Raw genomic sequence first — 20,546 nt, 5'->3', positions numbered from 1 at the left:
TGAAACGGCTTTTTTATTCTAAAGGTTATCCTGAATTCTCGAAATTTTGAACTGAAGATCTTTACGGCTTTTGTTATTTAAATTAATTATGCTTTTCAGCAAAACTGAAGATGTTCCCCAACTTAATTTTAGAATATCCTTTCGATTTAATTTTAGAAGCGTTGACCATTGCTTTAGCCAGAATATTGGTTGGTAGAGGCTTCTGACTTTTAAGCAAACCAAATTTATTAAGAAAGATAATTACTTTCGCACCCGCAACTTCAGCAAAGCGATCAGAACTTTTACGCTCCAACATTCCAGGTTGAAAGATAGTTAGTTGATTGAAATGTAATTCTTTAATTTTTTCTTCTAATTCCCCTTTCAGTTTAGAGTAGAACATATTGGAGTTGCGATCGGCACCGTAAGCGGAAACCAAAATAAAATCTTCAACGTTGTTTTCCTTGGCACTTTTTGCGAATTGGGCATTATAATCAACATCAATTTTGCGCTGAGCATCTTTACTGCCAGCAACTTTCAATGTAGTTCCTAAACTGGAAAAGGCCACGTCTCCTTTTACCAAATTCTTCCACTCTTCGGGTTTTTCAAAATCTACGAGGTGAACTTTAAGTTTTTCGTTTTCTACTTTCAAAGGTTTTCTGACGAATACATGAACTTCTTTAAAATCAGGATCCTGCAGAAGTTGATGAACCAAGTCTTTTCCAGTTGCGCCAGTCGCGCCTATTATTAGAGCCTTCATAATTTTTGTTTTAATGGAACGTCAAGAATAATTTTCGCAATCTTAAATTTACTAAATTTGTTTCTATTCACGTTATAATAATCAGGTTTTACAAATAATTATGAATATTACTGAAGTTTTAGAACATTGCCAATTAAAAAAAGGAGTAGAAGAAACATTTCCGTTTAATCCCGAAACTTTGGTTTTAAAAGTTGCCGGAAAAATGTTTGCCCTAATTCCTTTAGAAAAGCAACCATTAACTATTTCTTTAAAAGCTGATCCCGAAAAAAGTGCAGAACTCCGCGAACAATATTCTCAAATTGAAGGTGCGTATCATATGAATAAAACGCACTGGAATTCGGTGCTATGTGAAGGTTTGAAGAAGGAATTAATCTTGGAATTAATTGATGATTCTTACGATTTAGTAGTGAAATCTTTAACAATGAAAATGAAAGAAGAATTATTGAAACTTTAAAAATTAAATTCTGCAGTTAGCTTTTTATCCTCATGTAATCTAACCATCAATTCCGCCAGATCATTAAATTTAATTTCCTCGTGAAGAAATTCTCTGAAGTTGACGGAGATTTTTTGGCCGTAAATATCTTCATCAAAATCTAAAATATAAACTTCCACTGAAACTTTCGTTCCATTTACGGTAGGATTGGTGCCGATGCTCAACATTCCTTTATAATGGCAATCCCTTACAAATACATCAACAATATATGCTCCTTTTTTCGGCAGTAATTTAATAGGATCAACTTCAATATTGGCTGTTGGATACCCAATCGTGCGACCAATTTTTTTACCATGAACAACCGTTCCAGAAATAGAGTAGTTGTAACCCAGCATTTCATTCGCCAAAAGAACATTGCCATGGGACAAGGCATTTCTAATTTGCGTGGAACTGATGTTAAAGTTTTTATGATTTACCGCTTCCACTTGTTCCACTTCAAATCCGAACTCGGGACCCATTTCCTTTAATAATAAGAAATCACCACTTTTATTTTTACCAAAAGTGTGATCATAACCAACAATCAAATGTTTTACTTGAAGTTTTTCAACCAAAATCTTTTTAACGAACTCTTCACCTGTTAAGTTTCTGAAATCCTGATCGAACTCTTTTAAGAATAAATGCTGCAATCCATTTTTCTGAAGCAAATATTTTTTCTCCTCGATGGTGTTCAATAATTTTAAATCATCGTTTGGATTAAAGATTTTTCTAGGATGAGGCCAAAAAGTAAGAATAGCAGATTCCAGGTTTTTAGTTTCAGAAATGGACTTAAGTTTTTTGATAATACTTTGATGTCCAAAATGAACACCATCAAACATCCCAATCGAAAGTGCTAAAGGATTTTGGGGAAGTGAACCGATAAAGTTTTCTGTAATAATCAACTGAAATTCTTAATTAGAGTGGGGGATATTGCTGTAAAAATAGCGTTAAAGTAACTTTGTGCAAATATGACAAAAATCTTCTTTTAAACCAATTGCAAATTTGACAATAATCATTATATTTGCACCAAGAAAAAAATTAGCAATGGCAAACCAACTTAAAGGAAAAATTTCTCAAATTATCGGTCCAGTAATCGATGTCCATTTTTCAGATGCGGCAGAACTTCCAAACATCTATGATGCCTTGGAAATTACGAAAGCTGATGGTAATAAAGTTATACTTGAAGTAGAACAACATATTGGTGAAGATTCTGTAAGATGTATCGCGATGGACGCAACAGACGGACTTCAAAGAGGTCTTGAAGTTATTTCACAAGGAAGACAAATAACGATGCCAACAGGTGAGGCAGTTTATGGTAGATTGTTTAATGTAGTTGGAGACGCGATTGACGGAATTCAGCAAGTTTCGAAAGAAAACGGATTGCCAATTCACAGAGAAGCACCAAAATTTGATCAGTTATCAACGTCGGCGGAAGTTCTTTTTACAGGAATTAAAGTAATTGACTTGGTTGAGCCTTATTCTAAAGGAGGAAAAATTGGTTTGTTCGGAGGAGCAGGTGTTGGTAAAACAGTACTAATCCAGGAATTAATTAACAATATTGCGAAAGGTCACGGTGGACTTTCTGTTTTTGCCGGTGTAGGTGAAAGAACCAGAGAAGGAAACGACCTTTTGAGAGAGATGCTAGAATCAGGTATTATCAAATATGGTGATGCATTCATGGAATCCATGGAAAAGGGAGGATGGGATTTATCTAAAGTAGATTTGGAAGAAATGAAAGACAGTAAATGTACTTTCGTTTTCGGACAAATGAATGAGCCACCTGGAGCAAGAGCTAGAGTTGCTTTGTCTGGTCTTACAATCGCTGAATATTTTAGAGATGGTGACGGACAAGGACAAGGAAGAGACGTTTTATTCTTCGTGGATAATATCTTCCGTTTTACACAAGCGGGTTCTGAAGTATCTGCACTATTAGGAAGAATGCCTTCAGCAGTAGGTTACCAACCAACTTTGGCTTCGGAAATGGGTGCAATGCAAGAGCGAATTACTTCAACTAAAAACGGTTCCATTACTTCGGTACAAGCAATTTATGTTCCTGCGGATGATTTAACTGACCCAGCGCCGGCAACGACGTTTGCTCACTTAGATGCAACAACAGTATTAGACAGAAAAATTGCTTCGTTAGGAATTTATCCAGCAGTAGATCCATTGGCTTCCACTTCTAGAATCTTAACTCCTGAAATTTTAGGAAACGAACATTATGACTGTGCGCAAAGAGTAAAAGAAATTCTTCAAAAATATAAAGCGTTACAAGATATCATCGCGATTCTAGGAATGGAAGAGCTTTCTGAAGATGATAAACTATCAGTTTATCGTGCAAGAAAAGTGCAGAGATTCTTGTCTCAACCTTTCCACGTTGCAGAGCAGTTTACAGGATTGAAAGGAGTATTGGTAGATATCAAAGATACCATCAAAGGATTTAATATGATCATTGATGGTGAGTTAGATCATTTACCTGAAGCTGCTTTTAACTTGAAAGGAACGATTGAAGAAGCGATTGAAGCAGGTGAAAAAATGTTAGCGGAAAACGCATAATTAGGACTTAGGTAATTGGTTTTAGGTCATAGTTCACTAATCCTACAACCTACAACCCATAATCTAGAACCCAAAGAAAATGAATATCAAAATTTTAACTCCGGAGTTTGTAGTTTTTGAAGGTGAAGTAAAATCCGTTTTGCTTCCCGGAAAAAATGGTGAGTTCCATATCATGAAAGATCACGCCGCTATTGTTACTTCGCTAAACGGAGGAAAAATAAAAGTGTTCACCAATGAAATAAAAGAGGAATACAGTCAGCATTTCACCAAAGAAAGCGAAAAGGAAAGCGTATTTTCTTTTGAAATGAAAAGTGGAGTGGTAGAATTCAGTAATAATAAAGGAATTATTCTCGCCGAATAAGAATCTTCTTATCTATATAAAAATCCCGTCTTATAATAAGGACGGGATTTTTTTGGTTTGAATGGTTTTTTTTGGCCGACAATTCCTGAGCTTGTAGAAGTACTACGACTTTTTTGCTCCATTACGTTTCGCAAAAAGATCCGTTCAAGCGGAGTCGCAAACAAGATTCACAAATAAGACAAATTATTTGTTACCACCGAGATTCCTAAAATATCCAAATCCTTAGAATCTCCAGATTATAATCCTTAATAGATTTAATGAAAAATAGCGAAACTTTAAAAAACTCAAACCTGAATCAATTTCAACTTACTTTAATAATCGTTATATTGATGATCATATAAATACGTTATTCATGAAACATTTAATAGGTTTTTTAATGATTTTATCCAGTTTGTTTTCTTGCGCTCAAAATTTTGAACATAAAGTTATTCCGCTAAAAGATGCATCGAGTTTAAATTCGCTTCTAGATGCGACGGTGGATAAGAGGCTAGTTTTACTAGGCGAAGCGAGTCATGGAACCCACGAATATTATTTTTGGCGCGACAAGATCTCAAGAAGGCTAATCGCGGAACAGAATTTTAATTTCATTGCGGTAGAAGGTGATTTCGCTAGTTTATCCCATCTTAACAATTATGTGAAAAATGTACCCGGTGCCGCTAGTAACGCCAAAGAAGTCTTACTAAAATTGGATCGATGGCCAACCTGGATGTGGGCAAATGAAGAGGTTGTAGAGCTCGCTGAATGGCTTAGAAATCATAATGATCAATTACCCCAAAATAAAAAAGTTGGCTTTTATGGCATGGATGTTTATGATGAATGGAACTCGAAAAAAGTGGTCTTAGAATTACTTAAGACTACGGATCAAGCTGCTTATAAGTATGTGAAAAATCAGTACGGATGTTTCGCACCACATATCGGCGATAGTTGGAAGTATGCGGATGCAATTCGTGCTGGTAAAAAGAAGTGTGCGATAGCTACCAAAAATGTAGTGGATTATGTAAGGGATAATCGAGTGAAATTGAAAGCACTTCCAGATGATACTTAATTTTACTTATTACAGAATAGCATTGTCGTGCAAAATGCAGAGGAATTTTACCGCGAGAGCTTAGCTTCAGACGGACCTGCTTCTTGGAACTCAAGAGTTCATCATATGCATGCAACTGTTAATGATTTATTAGCGTTTTATGGAGATCATGCTAAAGGAATAGTTTGGGCACACAATACGCATATTGGCGATGCAAAATATTCCAGTATGCAAAAACGGGAAGAGAAGAATATTGGGCAGCTTAGCCGTGAAGACATGGGCGCCGATAAGGTATTGTTAATCGGCTTTACTACTTTTGAAGGTAAAGTAATTGCAGGATCTGGTTGGGGTTCGCCCATGCAGGAAATGAGCATTCCGCCTGCCATTCCAAATAGTATTGAATATAGATTGAATAAAATAGCTGACGAAAAATTCTATATGATTTTTGATCAGAAAGACCGAGAGGAGAAAAATCTAAAAATAATGGGTAATAGAGCAGTAGGAGTAGTATACAATCCTACCAGAGACGAAAGACAATTTGTACCGACAGTAATTCCTATGCGTTATGATGCCTTGTTTTTCTTTAAGAAAACTACAGCATTGAAAGTTTTAGAAAAATGACCCCTTTTTAGATGTGAACATGATTACTAACCATCGTGAATCTACTATAGATAAAAATATTTTACCATCAATATAAATTCCGTTTTTTATCATGACGGGATTTTTTTATCACATTCCTGAGATTGCCATTATCCCAGAAGTTACCGACAAGATGAAAACCCATTTCTAACAATTGAATTTTATATTTTTTAAATATATAGTTGTTGAAACTAAGGAAAATATCATGTCACAATCAGGATTTAATTTTTTCTTTCTGGTGCGCAATGATAATTAAGGCAATCATGATCGCGATTGAAATTAGCGATGCATTCAAAGTTCCCAAGTCCAAGCCACCTTTAGCAATAGGCTTGGTTAAAAAATCTCCGAAAGTTGCACCAAACGGGCGTGTAAAAACAAACGCAATCCAGAATAAAAGGATATGGTTGATTTTGGTAAAGGAATGCAGTAAGACGACCACGATAATAACTGACAAAGTAATCGCTGCTCCGACCAGATAACTCAAACCTAAACCATCATTCAAATAATCTCCAAAGGCAGTTCCTAAACTGTTTGAAAATAAGACTGCAACCCAGAAGAAGATTTCCTTTTGTTTTTCGACAATCGGCGAGACTTCCAGATTTTTGTATTTTAAATACCAAAGATAGAGGGTTAATAAAAGACAGGCAATCAGGATTAAACTTCCAAGCGCATAACCTAAATGCAAACTTCGGTCTATAAAATCTGAAATTTCAGTTCCTAAAGTTGTCGTTCCAATAATGACTAACCAGAAAAAAGCGGGAACATATTTCTTCGCTGAAAGTTGTAAGCAGAGGGTAATTAAAAAGAAAACTAAGGTAATCCCAATTCCTACAAGATACCCGAGATTTAGAGTTTGAGCGATAAAATCACCTAAAGTTTCGCCGAGTGTTGTGGCGACAATTTTCATTAGCCAAAAGAGTAAGGTGATTTTTGCTATTTTATTTAGCGATAAGTCTTCAGCAGAATTCATTGGTTTATTTTAAGTTGCACGCATCAACTTTGTATCCAATATTTTTCTAGTCCAAATAAAATTTTGTTAAATTTTTTCCGAAATTTCACAACTCAAAGAAATTACAAACTCAAAATAACGCCGTTTTCTTTCAATTGTTGAATTGGTTTTGAAAACCAGAATAAATCAAAATCCTCAAAAGTTTCTTCAAATTGAGTTTTCAGTTGTTGAAGCGTAATTTTCTTAGGATTATCGGTTGAATTCTCCGCGAATATTTTCATGAGCCAGTCTGCTTTAATACGGTCTAGTTCGATTTTTACAATATTGGTTTTAAGATGAAACGTTAATCTGCTTAACTCAAAAGCTCCCGCTCTAGTGTTTTTTACGAAAGTCTCTACATTTGCATTCTTATCCAGAAAAAGCAATTTTGAATTTCCCTTGAAAACCAAGCTTTCCTCTTCCAAAAGACAATCATGGATATAATCTGGGTGAATGGTTGTTTTGGGGATTTTAAAATCAAACCAATCTTTCAATGGGAGGTCAAAATTAATTCCGTGCATAAAGTTCAATAACGATTTCTTTAAACCAAAACTGAATTTATTATGATCAATTCCAGTTTCATCGGTAAAGTCGATATCGTTATGCGCAAAGAGTATTTCTTTCTTCAAAGGTTTTACGCCAAACTCTTCTGGGTTATTTCCGATCGGTGAGTGAGCAGTCATGGCAAACTGATGCCAGAAACCACTTTGCACAATTCCCATTTCAAATAATTGTCTGACCATTTCCAAGGAATCCACCGTTTCCTGAATGGTCTGCGTTGGAAATCCGTACATTAAATAAGAATGAACCATCACGCCAGCTTCAGTAAAATTGCGGGTCACTTTTGCGACTTGATGTACAGAAACACCTTTGTCTATTAATTTAAGCAAACGATCACTGGCAACTTCGAGTCCACCAGAAACAGCAACTAAACCTGAAGTTTTTAAAAGGAAACATAAGTCTTTGCTAAAGCTTTTTTCAAAACGAATATTCGTCCACCAAGTGACTACCAAGTTTCTTCGTAAAATTTCTAACGCTACTTCTCTCATCAAAGCTGGCGGTGCTGCTTCATCTACAAAATGGAAACCTGATTCTCCAGTTTGGGCGATCAATTCCTCCATCCGATCCACCAAAATTTTAGCGGAAATCGGTTCGTATAATTTAACGTAATCTAAAGAAATATCACAGAACGTACATTTTCCCCAATAGCAGCCGTGCGCCATGGTCAATTTATTCCAACGTCCGTCGCTCCATAAACTGTGCATCGGATTGGCGATTTCAATAACGGAAATATATTGGTCTAAGAGCAGATCGGTATAATCGGGCGTTCCGATGAAAGCTTGTTTATAATCAGATTTCGTTGTATTGTTTTTGTAAGTGACTTCTTGATTTTCTAAGACAAAAGTTCTTTTGAATTCACCTTCTGCTATCTCTTTCCCTGAAATCACATTTTCATAAACCAGTTCAATGGGCAATTCGCCATCATCTAAAGAGATGTAATCAAAAAATTCGAAGACGCGAGAATCCTTTAACTCTCTCAACTCCGTATTCGGAAAACCACCGCCCATCACAATTCTAAGTTCCGGATAATGTGTTTTAATAAATTGAGCGCACCGGAAAGCAGCGTATAAGTTTCCGGGAAAAGGAACAGAAAAACAAACCAATTTAGGCTGAACTAAATCTATTTTTTCTTTCAATAATTTTAAAGTAAAATCATCCGTAAAAGTTAAGTTAGAATTTAACTTTGAATAGAGTTCATCATAGGAATTCGCACTTTGACCAATCCGCTCCGCATATCTGCTAAACCCGAAATCAGCATCAATATTCTCTACGATATAATCTGAAATGTCTTCTAAGTATAACGTCGCCAGGTGTTTGGCCTTATCCTGCAAACCCATATTTCCGAACGCAAATTCCAGGTCATCAAGCTGATTAAAACGGGAAGCTTCTGGCAGAAAATTCATACTGCAGATTTGCCTTGCTAAAGTTGGATTATGATTTTGAAGGAATAGAACAACCTGATCGATGGTCTTAACATATTCTTCCCTCAATGCAAAAATTCGCTTTGAGTTTTCTGAAGTTTCTACTAAATTGATGTCTCCTGCAAAAACATTTTCAATTCCACTTTTTGAAAATAATTCTAAGATCACTTCAATTCCCAAATCAATCTGATAACTTGAAATATTTTTGGTATTCAAAAAACCTTTAATATAAGCCGTGGCCGGATAAGGAGTGTTGAGTTGGGTAAAAGGCGGAGTGATGAGGAGCAGATCTTTCAAGCGATTTTCTTTTTGCAAATTTATTTTAAATCTTTGGATTTAAGGCCATTGATTTTATTTTGAAAAAAACCGTCAGATGGTTCTAACGGTTTTTTAATTCTTTAATATCTCGTAATTTACAGTTCAAAATCTCCAGCAGATTCTGGCTGATAGAGTACTTCATCAATTACAATTTTCGTCATGCCTGAAGGAATTAGCCAATCGATTTCATCACCGACACGATAGCCAATCAATGCGGACGCAACAGAGGAAAAGATAGAGATTTTGCGCTCTTTAATATTCGCATCCGCTGGATAAACTAACGTAAACTCCATCGTCGTTTTATTATTCTGGAAATGAATTTTTACAATCGAATTCATAGTGACGACATCGCCGTCTACTTTGTCTTGTTCTACAATTTTTGCTGATTTCAATTCTGCTAGAAGTTTCTCAGCTTCTTCAGGTTTGATGCTGTTTTTAGCTTTAGCATCGGTAATAGATCTATGGATTTTATTGAAATCTTGTTTGGTAATAATAACTTGGCTCATGTTTTTAATGGGGATAAAATAAATAGAAGACCGTCTGAATTTTTCAAACGGTCTATATAAAAATATATTCTGAAAAATTTTACGAATCCTTGAATTGGAGATTTTTTTCCTCCAATAATTCTTGCTCTTGCTTTTTGTAAAAGCCGGAAGCTAGTTTTTCATGAATCGCCTCAAATGCTGCTAAAGTTTCATTAATTTCTGAATCGGTATGCGACGCAGTTGGAATTAATCTCAGCAAAATCATTCCTTTTGGAATAACTGGATAAATAACGACTGAGGTGAAAATTCCAAAATTCTCTCTTAAATCTCTGGAAAGTAGGGTAGCCTCTACGGTAGAACCTTCCATCATTACTGGAGTTACACATGTATTAGAGCCTCCTAAATTGAAACCTCTTTCTAATAATCCATTCTGTAATTTACGAACGTTCTCCCAAAGTTTTTCTTTGATTTCAGGTCTTGTGCGTAATAATTCTAGTCTTTTTAATCCTCCAATAACCATTGGCATTGTTAAAGATTTTGCAAAAACTTGCGAACGTAAATTATATTTTAAAATTCGGATAATATCCTTGTCTGCTGCGATAAATGCGCCGAAACCTGCCATCGATTTAGCGAAAGTTGAAAAGTAAACATCAACCTGATCTTGACAACCTTGTTCTTCACCAGCACCAGCACCTGTTTTTCCCAAAGTTCCAAAACCGTGAGCGTCATCAAGTAATAATCTGAAATTGTATTTTGATTTCAAATCGCAAATCTCTTTAACTTTTCCTTGCATTCCGCGCATTCCGAAAACTCCTTCTGTGACTACTAAAATTCCACCACCTTGTTCTTCTGCAACCTTAGTTGCTCTAATCAAGTTTTTTTCTAAACTCGCGATATCGTTGTGCTTATAGGTGAAACTTTTACCCATATGAAGACGTACACCGTCAACGATACAAGCGTGTGAATCGGCATCATAAACAATTACATCATGTCTGCCAACTAGGGCATCTATGGTAGAAACCATTCCTTGGTAACCAAAATTTAAAAGGTATGCAGATTCTTTCTCTACGAATTCGGCTAATTCTCTTTCTAATTGTTGATGCTGTTCTGTTTCACCAGACATCGCTCTCGCACCCATTGGGTAAAACAATCCGTATTCAGCCGCAGCTTTTGCATCAGCTTCTAAAACTTCTGGATGGTTGCAAAGACCTAAATAGTCATTTGCACTCCAGAATATAACTTCTCTACCTTGAAATCTCATTCTCGGACCGATAGGACCTTCTAGTTTTGGAAAAACAAAATAACCCTCGGCATAATCGGCAAATTGTCCCAATGGTCCTGGGTTTTCTCTAAGGCGATCAAAAATATCTTTCATTATTTAAATGTTATTTGTAACTACTCAAAGTTAATTATTTTAAACTAAAAAAACCTTTCGCTCATTACAAAAAGGTTTTTTCTTTATTTTTTTTTAATATTATCCTATTTGATCAATTCTGTTTTATAAACTTTGTCATAATTGTGAACTCCATTGTTTATAAATCCTTGGTCTGCCATCCATTGATCACTGTATACTTTAGTAATGTATCTGGACCCATGATCTGGATAGATCATCACCACGATATCGTCCTTTTGAAAAGGATTAGCGTTCGCATATTGTAAAAGTCCTTGCGTTACGGCACCAGTTGTATAACCACCCATGATAGCTTCTTTCAAAGCAATTTCGCGTGTTCGATAGGCAGCCATTTCATCATTGACCCGAACGAATTCGTCAATCTGATCAAATAATAAAGCTCCTGGAATTAGATTTTTTCCCATCCCTTCAATTTGGTAAGGATGAATATCTTCTTCATGAACTTCGCCAGTTTCATGATAGCTTTTCAGAATAGATCCAGAAGCGTCAACACCAATGATTTTGATATTAGGATTCTTCTCTTTTAAAAATTTAGCAGAACCTGAAAGTGTTCCTCCTGTTCCTGTACAGGCAACTAAGTGCGTAATTTTACCATCAGTTTGCGCCCAGATTTCGGGACCCGTACTTTGGTAATGAGCATCTATATTTAATTCGTTGAAATACTGATTGATGTAAATGGAATTGGGAGTTTCTGAAGCGACTCTTTTCGCAACCTCATAATAGGATCTGGGATCGTCTGCTGCTACATTTGCGGGACAAATATAAACAGTAGCTCCTAAAGCCTTCAGATAGGCAATTTTTTCTTGCTTCGTTTTATCACTTACCGCCAAAATACAGTTATAACCTTTGATGATGCAAACCATCGCGATTGAAAACCCCGTATTTCCAGAGGTGGTTTCAACGACGGTTGAGCCAGGTTTTAAAAGGCCTTTTTTCTCAGCTGCTTCGATGATATGAATTGCAATACGGTCCTTGGTAGAATGGCCAGGATTATATGATTCTAATTTAGCATATACGGTAGCAGGAATCTCTTTGGTAACTTCATTCAGTCTAACCAAAGGAGTATTACCAATTAGGCCCAGAATGTTATCGTGAACATTAGTCATTATTCTTCATTTTAGTCTATTAAAACCGAATGCAAAAATACTAAAAAATAAATAATTGAACTATCATTACCTTGGTTTGTATTTCAATCTATGAGATATGTCAGTGGACAACGTATTTTGCAGCGTTGTACATTTCTTGTAGAAACTTAGCGTATTGTTTAAATTTTGTTAAAATCATCATATAATAAGTTAAAAACCTTATTTTCGCAACATTGAAAATTTAATATGAAAAATTGGGCTTTTAAACAGTGGAACACCGTTTTAGGTTGGGTCGTGTTCGTCATTGCTTTTCTCACTTACCTCTCAACCATGGAGCGGAATTTTAGTTTCTGGGATACAGGAGAATATATTTCTTCTGCCGTTAAATTAGAAGTTACCCATGCTCCAGGTGCCGCACTTTTCCAATTGGTTGGTGCTGTTGTAGCCATGCTTGCTTTTGGTAATGGTGAAAATTATTCAGTCGTGATCAATGGATTGTCCGCTTTATTTAGTGCCTTCACCATTTTGTTTTTATTTTGGACGATTACGCATCTTGTGCGAAGATTATTGCATAAAGATTTTAATGAAGTTACCCAGCATCAAGAAATCTCCATCTTATTTGCTGGAGTTATAGGCGCCTTGTGTTTTACTTTTTCAGACACTTTTTGGTTTTCAGCTGTAGAAGGTGAAGTTTATTCAATGGCGTCAATGTTCATCGCCCTTTTATTATGGTTAATTACCAAATGGGAAAATGAATATTTAGAATCAGATAACGAACGCTGGATTATTCTAATTTTCTTTGTAACTGGTTTGTCAGTTGGGGTTCACATGATGGGAATGCTAGCGATACCAGCCGTTTGTTTCATTTACTACGCTCGAAACTATACCTTTTCCTGGAAAAGTTTTCTGTGGGCAAATGTTATTACTCTAGTGATTTTAGCGATTGTATTTAAAGGAATCTTCCCTCTAATCATGACTTTGTTTGGAAAGATGGAAGTTTTTGCCGTAAACGGAATTGGGATGCCTTTCCATTCGGGAACAATCATCGCGTTTATTATTTTAGTTGCACTCTGCTATTTTGCGTTGAAATACGCTCGGAATATTAAAAAGAATATCTACCAAACCATTATTCTTTCAGTGGTTTATATGATGATTGGTTTTTCTTGTTGGATGGTAATTCCGATTCGTGCAACCGCAAATCCACCTATGAACTTGAACAATCCTGATAATGCAATTGGGATGCTCGATTATTACAATCGGGTACAATATGGTGACTGGCCAACTTCTTACGGTCAAAATTACACCGCCTATTTAGATGCTAACGGAATTCAGAAAAACGAAGACGGAAGTTATAAAACGAGAAAAACTGACGATGTCTATGAAAAAGATGAAAAAGCAAAAACCTACCGTAAAGTAGGCGAACGATTCGATTACGTTTTCAGCCAAGATCATGTAAGCATTTTGCCAAGAATGTTTAACGAAGATAAAGGGGTGATGGAAAACTATATCGCCATGTACGGTGCGCCAGATTTCTCCTTTAATTATGAAAATGCAGACGTAGCGGATAGTCCGGAAGCTATTCAGATTTTTGATGATCTTCGTAAAAAATATGAGGATGGTACAATCAAAGCAGCTGATTATTTACAAGTCAAACCTTATAATTTAATCAATGTTCAAAAGCCTTCTTTAGCCCAAAATTTAGACTATTTCTTCACCTTCCAAAATGGATATTACTTTGTAAGATATTTGATGTGGAACTTCGTCGGTCGCCAAAATGACCTCGAAGGGAATATGGAAAACAACCGCGGAAACTGGATTTCCGGAATTTCATTTATCGATAATGCGATGTATGGCGATCAAAGCAAGATGCCGGCAAAATTTAAAAATGAAAGTACCGTCGGCTTTTTCTTTTTACCTTTACTTTTAGGATTAATCGGTTTCTTTTTCCAGCTCAATCGTGATTTCGGACGATTCTACGGCATCTTATCCTTGTTTATTATCACAAGTGTCGGAATTATTTTCTACACCGGTGTAAAACCCTTCGAAGTGCGGGAAAGAGATTACGCCATGGTCGGCTCTTTCTATGCTTTTGCGATTTGGATCGGTCTGGGAGCCGGTGCAATACTTTGGTATTTACAGGAAAAAGTAAAATCAAACTCTTTAAATATTGGAGCCGGAGTTATTCTTCTCGGAATTCCATTAATGATGGGTTTTCAGAACTATAATGTTCATGACAGAAGTGGGAGATACGCCGCTTACGATTACGCATATTCTACTTTAAAATCTTTACCGAAAAACGATATTCTATTTGTTTACGGTGATAATGATACCTACCCAATTTGGGGAATGCAAGAAACTTCCGGCATGCGACCAGATGTGAAGGTGGTGAATTTTACTTTGCTTTCCACCCCTTGGAATATTGATCAGGTAAAAAGAAGAACCTATGAATCCATGCCGGTTCCGTCGGTGTTTACGCATGAAGATTACCGTGATGGAACGAATGACCAGATCTTCATTATGGGCAAAAAGGATTGGGAGAATATTTTTTCAAATATGAAAGAGCAAGGAGCTCCTGATGATGTTTTCCCAGAATTTAGAAAGTTTTTATCCCAAGATTCGATGACGCTAAAAGAAGCCGTCAATTTTATTAAATTAAAATCTGATAATAAAGATGAAATTTTAAAGATGATTTTTGGGGAAGCAAAATATGAGAAGTTCAATTTCCTGCCTGTTTCTAAATTCGTTTTACCGGTCAACAAACAAAACGCTTTGAAATCGGGAACAATTGAGCAGAAGGATTTAGCAAGTACCGTTGATCAAATTACGATTGAATATAAGAAAACGAGCATGTTCAAAAACAATTTATTGTTGATGGATATTTTGGCAAACTTCGATTGGAAGCGACCGATTAACTTCTCTTCAGGCGGTATTTATGATCCTGAAAACTTATTCTTTTTGGGAGATTATTTGCAATATGACGGATTTAGTTACCGTTTAGTTCCGATTGAAACCAAAGAACGTGAAGATGGAGAAATGGGTAGAGTAGACGCCAACTCCTTATATAGTATTGTTAAAAATTTCAGATGGGGTAATTTCAAAGATTTGAATGTTCATTTCGACGAAACGTGTACTCAGAATATTGTAAGTTATAGAAGTTCTGCCAGCCGTGCTGCCGAAGCACTTTCTCTTTCTGGACAAAAAGCCAAAGCTGTGGAAGTATTAGATTTAGCTTCCAGAGAAATTCCAGTTTCAAAATATAATGATCCGCGTTCTTTAAGTTCAATGGTTTACGGCTACATCGTGGCTGGCCAAGAACAGAAAGGATTAAAGCTTGCCGAGGAATTGAAAAAAGGAATCTTTACGGAGTATGAATATTATAACAGTTTATCTGAAAGAGAACAGCGATTTGTCGGCAGACAAATGCGAACCAAACCAATGGAATATTCATTAGTAGTGGGAGCGGTTTCCGATGCGTACGCGAAAATCGGTCAGAAAGATAAAGGTTACGATTACTTGGTAAAATCTCTCGAACCAATAGATAAAAAATTCAATACTTTTATTAAAGATTTACAAACCATGGGCAAAGAAAAAGCTTTTAGTGAAGCAGATAAAGTTCAAAAGATTACGCCTTTTTACACCTATTTGTTTGACATTATGGAGCCTTATGATTCCACCTACTCAAAAGAAAAAGAAAGCCAAATTACCTCTGCGATTATGAAGGCCACGCAGTAAATTAAAAAAAAATTAAGTAAAATGACAGCATTAGAATATATTAAGCAAGTTCCGAAAGCAGAATTACATCTTCATATTGAAGGAAGTTTTGAACCGGAACTCATGTTTGAAATCGCTCAAAGAAATAAGATTGAAATTCCTTACGCAACGATTGAAGATGTAAATAAAGCGTATCAATTTAGCAACTTACAGGATTTTTTGGATATTTATTACGCCGGCGCAAACGTGCTGATCCACGAGCAGGATTTTTATGATTTGACGATGGCTTACTTTAAACAATGCGCCAAAGAAAACGTGCTGCATGCCGAAATCATGTTTGATCCGCAAACACATACCAAAAGAGGAGTGGAATTTTCTACGGTGATTAATGGAATCCAGCGCGCGCGTGAAGAAGCTGAAAAAGAATTTGGGATTTCTTCACTATTAATAATGAGTTATCTGCGTCATTTATCAGAAGAAGATGCTTTCGAAACACTGCAACAATCGCTTCCATACAAACATCTCATAAAGGCAGTTGGACTGGATTCTTCGGAAAAAGGAAATCCACCATCAAAGTTTCAAAGAGTTTTTGAAGCTTCTATTAAAGAAGGTTATGTTCCAGTAGCACACGCAGGTGAAGAAGGTCCCGCAGAATATATTTACGAGGCTTTGGATTTATTAAAGATTGCCCGAATCGATCACGGAAACAATTGCTTAACTGATCCTAAGTTAGTGGAAAGACTGGTTCAGGAAAAAATTGGTTTAACGGTTTGTCCGCTGTCGAATACGGCACTTCGAAATGTTGATCATATCGATAATCATCCTTTGAAAAAGATGTTGGATTTAGGTTTAAAAGTAACAGTCAATTCTGATGATCCTGCTTATTTCGGTGGCTATTTAACTCAAAATTATATTAGTTGTATTGAGGCTTTGGATTTATCGCTACAAGAGGTAAAGCAATTGGTTCGTCATTCTTTTGAATATTCTTTCCTTTCAGAACAAGATAAAGAGAAATTTTTAAAAATGGTATAATTAGACTTTTGATATTTAAGATGAAATTACTTTTATTTTAAGAAAATATTTTTATAAATCAAAAACGATAAAAAGAAGGAGCTAACCTGCGGGAAAGCTCCTTGTTCGTTATGGCCTTTAAGAGAGTTATTCAAATTTATTGATACGTCAAATTTTTTGCATAAATAGGTGAAATCACCCAAAGATTTTTATGATTATTTGTTATTTTTGTAAAAACATAACACCATGAAAAAATTACTACTCCTCTTTATCTTATCGTTCGGAATGTTATATTCCCAACAGATTACAGAAAATGAAATACCTGGAAAGGTTTATCCACTGACGATTCTCTCCCTTCAAAAAGCTGTAAACAATCAGAAGTCGTCTCCTAAACTGATTAAAAATTTGAACATCACTTTGCCAAATATGAACGGGCAAAAAGTTGTTTATAAGTTAATTGAAAATGATCTCACCGAGCAAAGAGCTGCAGCTGTAACTACTTTCAATGGCGTATCTGCAGATGGAAAATCAACATTGAAACTTTCTTTGTTTGAAGATCATATTATTGCCATCTTAAAAAACAGCGAAGGCTATTTTTATGTAGAACCGTACAATACTTCTACAGGAAATTATAGAGTTTATCCAGCGTTTGCAGATTTCGGAGTGAACTTTACCTGTGATAATGCCTTCGATTCAAATCTGATGCAAGAGCTGAATTCCGTGAGAGATAATCTAATATCAAAAGGTTCTGCGCCGAATTTTCCGTATGGCAATCAGCTTAGAAAATTTAGAATGGCCATTGCAACAACAGGAGAATTTACTCAGGCGTTTTCTGGTGATCAAAATATCGCTTTAGCTGAAGCTTTAAGTATGTTAAATTTGATCAATTTGATTTACGAATCTGAAGTTTCAATGACTTTTAATGTAATCTCGAAAACCACCGATAAAACATTAATTTTTACAGATCCAAATACAGATCCTTTCACAGTAAGTCCTTCATTTGCGAGTGCAGCAAATTCCCAAACTGGTTTTACGACCATGAATACAAACGGAACGTTGCCATATGCCTTATATGATATTGGCCATACTTTCCACATTATGACTGGTGGCGGAGCTCAAGGACAAGCTGGATCGCAACCGTGCACTGCTACGGCAAAAGCAAGAGCTTGGAGTCAATGGAACATCACGATGCCTAAGGCGATTACCGCAAATCTTATCGTTCATGAAATGGGTCATCAATTTACAGCAGGGCATACTTATAATGCGGTTGGAGGAAGCGCTGGAAGTCCAACTTTCTGTACTTCTGGCTGGAGCAGTACTGCAGCTGTAGAACCAGGCGCTGGAACAACCATTATGAGTTACGGAAATAATTGTACCGTACCAACCAATCAAACCAATACAGGAAATAATGGTTTAAGTTACTTCAATGCGAGAAGTTTGGACCAAATTACGAGTAATCTAACTGGACCGGCTAACTGTTTTACAACACAGGGAACCGGCAATCAGCTCCCTGTCGCAAATGCTGGGTCAGACATTACAATTCCAAAAAACACCCCCTTTAAATTAAATGGTATCGGTTCTGATCCGAATGATACTAATTTGTCTTATACTTGGGAACAAGCAGATATTGCAACAGCCAATGATAAAGGAGCGTTTGGCAGTACTATAGCCGGAGCGGGTGGTTATGTTGCGAGCAATAGTACGGCGAATGCTCCTCTCTTCAGATCTGAGCAAAGTAATTCAAGCACAGAAAGATATTTTCCGAAATTAACTTATGTTCTAAACAATCAGAATTTACCGCCAGTTAATGATGCGGAAGTTCTTCCTGCAGTAGCACGCACAATGAAATTTCGATTTACGGTGAGAGATAATAACGCACTATCGGGTGGCGTAGATTCTGATGAAATGGTCGTGACAGTTGATAACAGTGGACCGCTGCAGGTTACTTATCCGTCAGTCACGGGTATTACAATACCAGCTTTATCCGCTGCAACAATTACCTGGAGTGTCAATGGTACAAATGCTTTAAAATCAACGGTAAACATTTTACTCTCAATTGATGGTGGAAATACTTACCCTTATAACCTAGTCATCAATACACCTAACGATGGTTCTCAAAGTATCACAATGCCAAACGTCCCTCAGACATCTACTGCACGGGTAAAAATTGTGGCAGCTATCAATGCTAATGCAGAATTTTATGATGTTTCAGATAAAGACTTTACGATTTCATCCAGTTGTTTAGCTTACAGTTCATTTATCAATCCGACGTCAAGCGTTGTGGCCACAGTTGGAACCGCAGCCAGCAATCTTAATATGGTTGCTCCAGGCGCCGCAAGTAATTCGTACACCATTAAAAATATTGATTACACTACCGCAACATCGAATAATATTTTTGCTTACAGTGATATTACAATGACAGCACCTCAATTGGCAGTCAATAATTATCCTTCTGTTACCTACAGTTTTAAGGTGACCAAAACAGGTAGCTACGTATTTACGAAAACAGGTGCGTTTCTAATCGTAACAATCCATTCTGGCTCTCCTTATACGCTGGGCAATTTTGTAGCATCCAACGCTTACAATGTTAGTGGTAGCAGCTATTCTTCTTCCACTTCTACACAAAACATGGTTTTGCAGGAAGGTGTTACCTATTATGCCGTAATTTGTAATTTCAGCAATCCTGCTAATAATTTAACGTATGACATTATCAGCACGGGCCCTGGAAGTTTGTATAATTCTTTAACAACTCCAGCAGGCTTCAATTATACTTTCTTAGCAATTAGTAATCTAGACAGTAAAATAAAAGCAGTGAGCAGTACTGCTAACTTCACCTCTTTGCCAGTTGGAACTTATACTGTAAAAGGAATTTCTTATCCAACTGCAGTTAATAGCGCTCTGTTCGTTAATCAAACAGTTGCAGAAATCGCTACCGCGGGAACATGTTTTGCGATAAGTGGTAATGAAAGATCTTTGCAATTAACCAGTGGCTTAGCTACTTCGGAGAATTCTGATCAGCTTCAAGGATTTATGATTGCTCCTAATCCAGTCGATAATTATCTGACTGTTGTAAGCAAGCAAAAAATCACTAGTTACCAGATTTTGGATATTTCAGGAAGATTAATTGAAAGTAATGTTCTTAAAAACAAGACGATCAATTTCAGCCGTTTAAAAACCGCAACCTATCTCCTTTTACTATTAGATGAAGGCAAAGTGGTTCATCAGGAAAAGATTATTAAAAAATAATTAACTTTGAAAAGCCATCGTAAAGGTGGCTTTTTTTAATATCCATTATTATGAAATTTAATGCACTATTCATCTTTTTGCTTTGTTTCGGATTAGTATCTGGGCAGAAATCGCAGCAGTTTATTTTTAAATTCAATGTGAAAAAATGGAATCAAGAATTTACAAAACAGCAAAAATTAACCAGGGATGGAGTGTCTTCAATCAATCTTTTTGATGTTGATGGAAAGCCTGTTTTATTTAAAGTGTCAGAACGAAGCATCTCTGAAGTTGCCGTTCCAGATTTAAAAATCCTTAAAGGAAAATCTGCGGATAATCAAAAAATCATATCACTAACTATTTTAGCGAAATCGATGAGTGGAGCCTATTTAGAAAATGGCCTGCAATATTTTATAGAACCTGTTAAAGGCAGCTGCAATAAATATAAAGTTTATATCAAACCAAACTTAAATGAAAAGGGAGAGGTAGGACAAATCAATGATCATTTGAAATAAGGATTAGGGTGAAATTTTAATAAATAAATGGTCAAC

General features: G+C 36.2%; 14 protein-coding genes and 1 pseudogene. 8 read left to right on the top strand and 7 right to left on the bottom strand.

Going from position 1 to position 20,546, the window contains the following annotated elements; translation table 11 throughout:
* Positions 1–82: 82 nt before the first annotated feature.
* Positions 83–736, bottom strand: a complete 654-nt coding sequence (locus BMX49_RS11200) for an NAD(P)H-binding protein (RefSeq protein WP_034720801.1) — start codon at positions 734–736, stop codon at positions 83–85.
* A 100-nt stretch (positions 737–836) separates the two neighbouring features.
* On the opposite strand from BMX49_RS11200, the gene BMX49_RS11195 reads away from it, so the two are divergent.
* A complete protein-coding gene (locus BMX49_RS11195) occupies positions 837–1,190 on the top strand; it encodes an MmcQ/YjbR family DNA-binding protein (protein WP_034720797.1) in 354 nt (117 codons plus the stop codon).
* Here the strand turns inward: BMX49_RS11195 and BMX49_RS11190 are convergent.
* Positions 1,187–2,107, bottom strand: coding sequence for a bifunctional riboflavin kinase/FAD synthetase (locus BMX49_RS11190; RefSeq protein WP_051803849.1), 921 nt, complete (start codon positions 2,105–2,107; stop codon positions 1,187–1,189). The two genes, BMX49_RS11195 and BMX49_RS11190, sit on opposite strands and share 4 nt — an antisense overlap.
* 142 nt (positions 2,108–2,249) lie before the next feature.
* On the opposite strand from BMX49_RS11190, the gene atpD reads away from it, so the two are divergent.
* The 3 genes and pseudogenes from atpD to BMX49_RS14895 all read left to right on the top strand — a co-directional run bounded on the left by atpD (position 2,250) and on the right by BMX49_RS14895 (position 5,764).
* Positions 2,250–3,758 (top strand): F0F1 ATP synthase subunit beta, encoded by a 1,509-nt coding sequence (gene atpD / locus BMX49_RS11185; RefSeq protein ID WP_034720795.1) that lies wholly within the window; start codon positions 2,250–2,252, stop codon positions 3,756–3,758.
* Between the two features lie 79 nt (positions 3,759–3,837).
* Entirely contained in the window at positions 3,838–4,119 is a 282-nt protein-coding gene (locus BMX49_RS11180; RefSeq protein ID WP_034720793.1) for a FoF1 ATP synthase subunit delta/epsilon, read from the top strand.
* A gap of 352 nt (positions 4,120–4,471) precedes the next feature.
* Positions 4,472–5,764, top strand: a pseudogene (locus tag BMX49_RS14895) (erythromycin esterase family protein).
* Between the two features lie 232 nt (positions 5,765–5,996).
* Here BMX49_RS14895 and BMX49_RS11170 read toward each other — a convergent pair.
* From BMX49_RS11170 to BMX49_RS11150, 5 genes are all read right to left on the bottom strand, one after another.
* Positions 5,997–6,752 carry a COG4705 family protein gene (locus BMX49_RS11170; protein WP_034720792.1) on the bottom strand — a complete coding sequence of 252 codons (756 nt, stop codon included), beginning with the start codon at positions 6,750–6,752 and terminating at the stop codon, positions 5,997–5,999.
* A gap of 101 nt (positions 6,753–6,853) precedes the next feature.
* Positions 6,854–9,049, bottom strand: a complete 2,196-nt coding sequence (locus BMX49_RS11165; protein ID WP_034720790.1) for a B12-binding domain-containing radical SAM protein — start codon at positions 9,047–9,049, stop codon at positions 6,854–6,856.
* Positions 9,050–9,165: 116 nt separating this feature from the next.
* The gene (rnk, locus tag BMX49_RS11160; RefSeq protein ID WP_051803843.1) at positions 9,166–9,576 is read right to left on the bottom strand and encodes a nucleoside diphosphate kinase regulator; all 411 of its coding nucleotides are present in this window, start codon (positions 9,574–9,576) and stop codon (positions 9,166–9,168) included.
* A 79-nt stretch (positions 9,577–9,655) separates the two neighbouring features.
* Complete coding sequence (locus tag BMX49_RS11155) at positions 9,656–10,930, bottom strand: aminotransferase class I/II-fold pyridoxal phosphate-dependent enzyme (RefSeq protein WP_034720789.1); 1,275 nt, start codon at positions 10,928–10,930, stop codon at positions 9,656–9,658.
* Positions 10,931–11,034: 104 nt separating this feature from the next.
* Positions 11,035–12,072, bottom strand: a complete 1,038-nt coding sequence (locus BMX49_RS11150) for a PLP-dependent cysteine synthase family protein (protein ID WP_034720787.1) — start codon at positions 12,070–12,072, stop codon at positions 11,035–11,037.
* A 225-nt stretch (positions 12,073–12,297) separates the two neighbouring features.
* Between BMX49_RS11150 and BMX49_RS11145 the strand changes: the two genes are divergently transcribed.
* The 4 genes from BMX49_RS11145 to BMX49_RS11130 all read left to right on the top strand — a co-directional run bounded on the left by BMX49_RS11145 (position 12,298) and on the right by BMX49_RS11130 (position 20,510).
* Complete coding sequence (locus tag BMX49_RS11145) at positions 12,298–15,783, top strand: glycosyltransferase family 117 protein (protein WP_034720786.1); 3,486 nt, start codon at positions 12,298–12,300, stop codon at positions 15,781–15,783.
* Positions 15,784–15,804: 21 nt separating this feature from the next.
* Positions 15,805–16,794, top strand: coding sequence for an adenosine deaminase (locus BMX49_RS11140; protein ID WP_034720783.1), 990 nt, complete (start codon positions 15,805–15,807; stop codon positions 16,792–16,794).
* A 225-nt stretch (positions 16,795–17,019) separates the two neighbouring features.
* A complete protein-coding gene (locus tag BMX49_RS11135) occupies positions 17,020–20,019 on the top strand; it encodes a zinc-dependent metalloprotease family protein (RefSeq protein WP_034720780.1) in 3,000 nt (999 codons plus the stop codon).
* Positions 20,020–20,069: 50 nt separating this feature from the next.
* Positions 20,070–20,510: a hypothetical protein gene (locus tag BMX49_RS11130; protein ID WP_034720778.1), complete on the top strand. Its 441-nt coding sequence runs from the start codon at positions 20,070–20,072 to the stop codon at positions 20,508–20,510.
* The last annotated feature ends 36 nt before the right edge of the window (positions 20,511–20,546 follow it).

The organism is Kaistella antarctica (genome assembly GCF_900109615.1).
GTDB lineage: Bacteria > Bacteroidota > Bacteroidia > Flavobacteriales > Weeksellaceae > Kaistella > Kaistella antarctica.
Note: the sequence above shows the minus strand (reverse complement) of the source record. Positions and strands in the feature narration are given on the sequence as shown.

Excerpts from the sequence above, each read along its gene's own strand:
- BMX49_RS11200 (WP_034720801.1), bottom strand. The coding sequence starts at position 736 with ATGAAGGCTCTAATAATAGGCGCGACTGGCGCAACTGGAAAAGACTTG.
- BMX49_RS11195 (WP_034720797.1), top strand. The coding sequence starts at position 837 with ATGAATATTACTGAAGTTTTAGAACATTGCCAATTAAAAAAAGGAGTA.
- atpD (WP_034720795.1), top strand. The coding sequence starts at position 2,250 with ATGGCAAACCAACTTAAAGGAAAAATTTCTCAAATTATCGGTCCAGTA.
- BMX49_RS11180 (WP_034720793.1), top strand. The coding sequence starts at position 3,838 with ATGAATATCAAAATTTTAACTCCGGAGTTTGTAGTTTTTGAAGGTGAA.
- BMX49_RS11170 (WP_034720792.1), bottom strand. The coding sequence starts at position 6,752 with ATGAATTCTGCTGAAGACTTATCGCTAAATAAAATAGCAAAAATCACC.
- rnk (WP_051803843.1), bottom strand. The coding sequence starts at position 9,576 with ATGAGCCAAGTTATTATTACCAAACAAGATTTCAATAAAATCCATAGA.
- BMX49_RS11155 (WP_034720789.1), bottom strand. The coding sequence starts at position 10,930 with ATGAAAGATATTTTTGATCGCCTTAGAGAAAACCCAGGACCATTGGGA.
- BMX49_RS11150 (WP_034720787.1), bottom strand. The coding sequence starts at position 12,072 with ATGACTAATGTTCACGATAACATTCTGGGCCTAATTGGTAATACTCCT.
- BMX49_RS11145 (WP_034720786.1), top strand. The coding sequence starts at position 12,298 with ATGAAAAATTGGGCTTTTAAACAGTGGAACACCGTTTTAGGTTGGGTC.
- BMX49_RS11140 (WP_034720783.1), top strand. The coding sequence starts at position 15,805 with ATGACAGCATTAGAATATATTAAGCAAGTTCCGAAAGCAGAATTACAT.
- BMX49_RS11135 (WP_034720780.1), top strand. The coding sequence starts at position 17,020 with ATGAAAAAATTACTACTCCTCTTTATCTTATCGTTCGGAATGTTATAT.
- BMX49_RS11130 (WP_034720778.1), top strand. The coding sequence starts at position 20,070 with ATGAAATTTAATGCACTATTCATCTTTTTGCTTTGTTTCGGATTAGTA.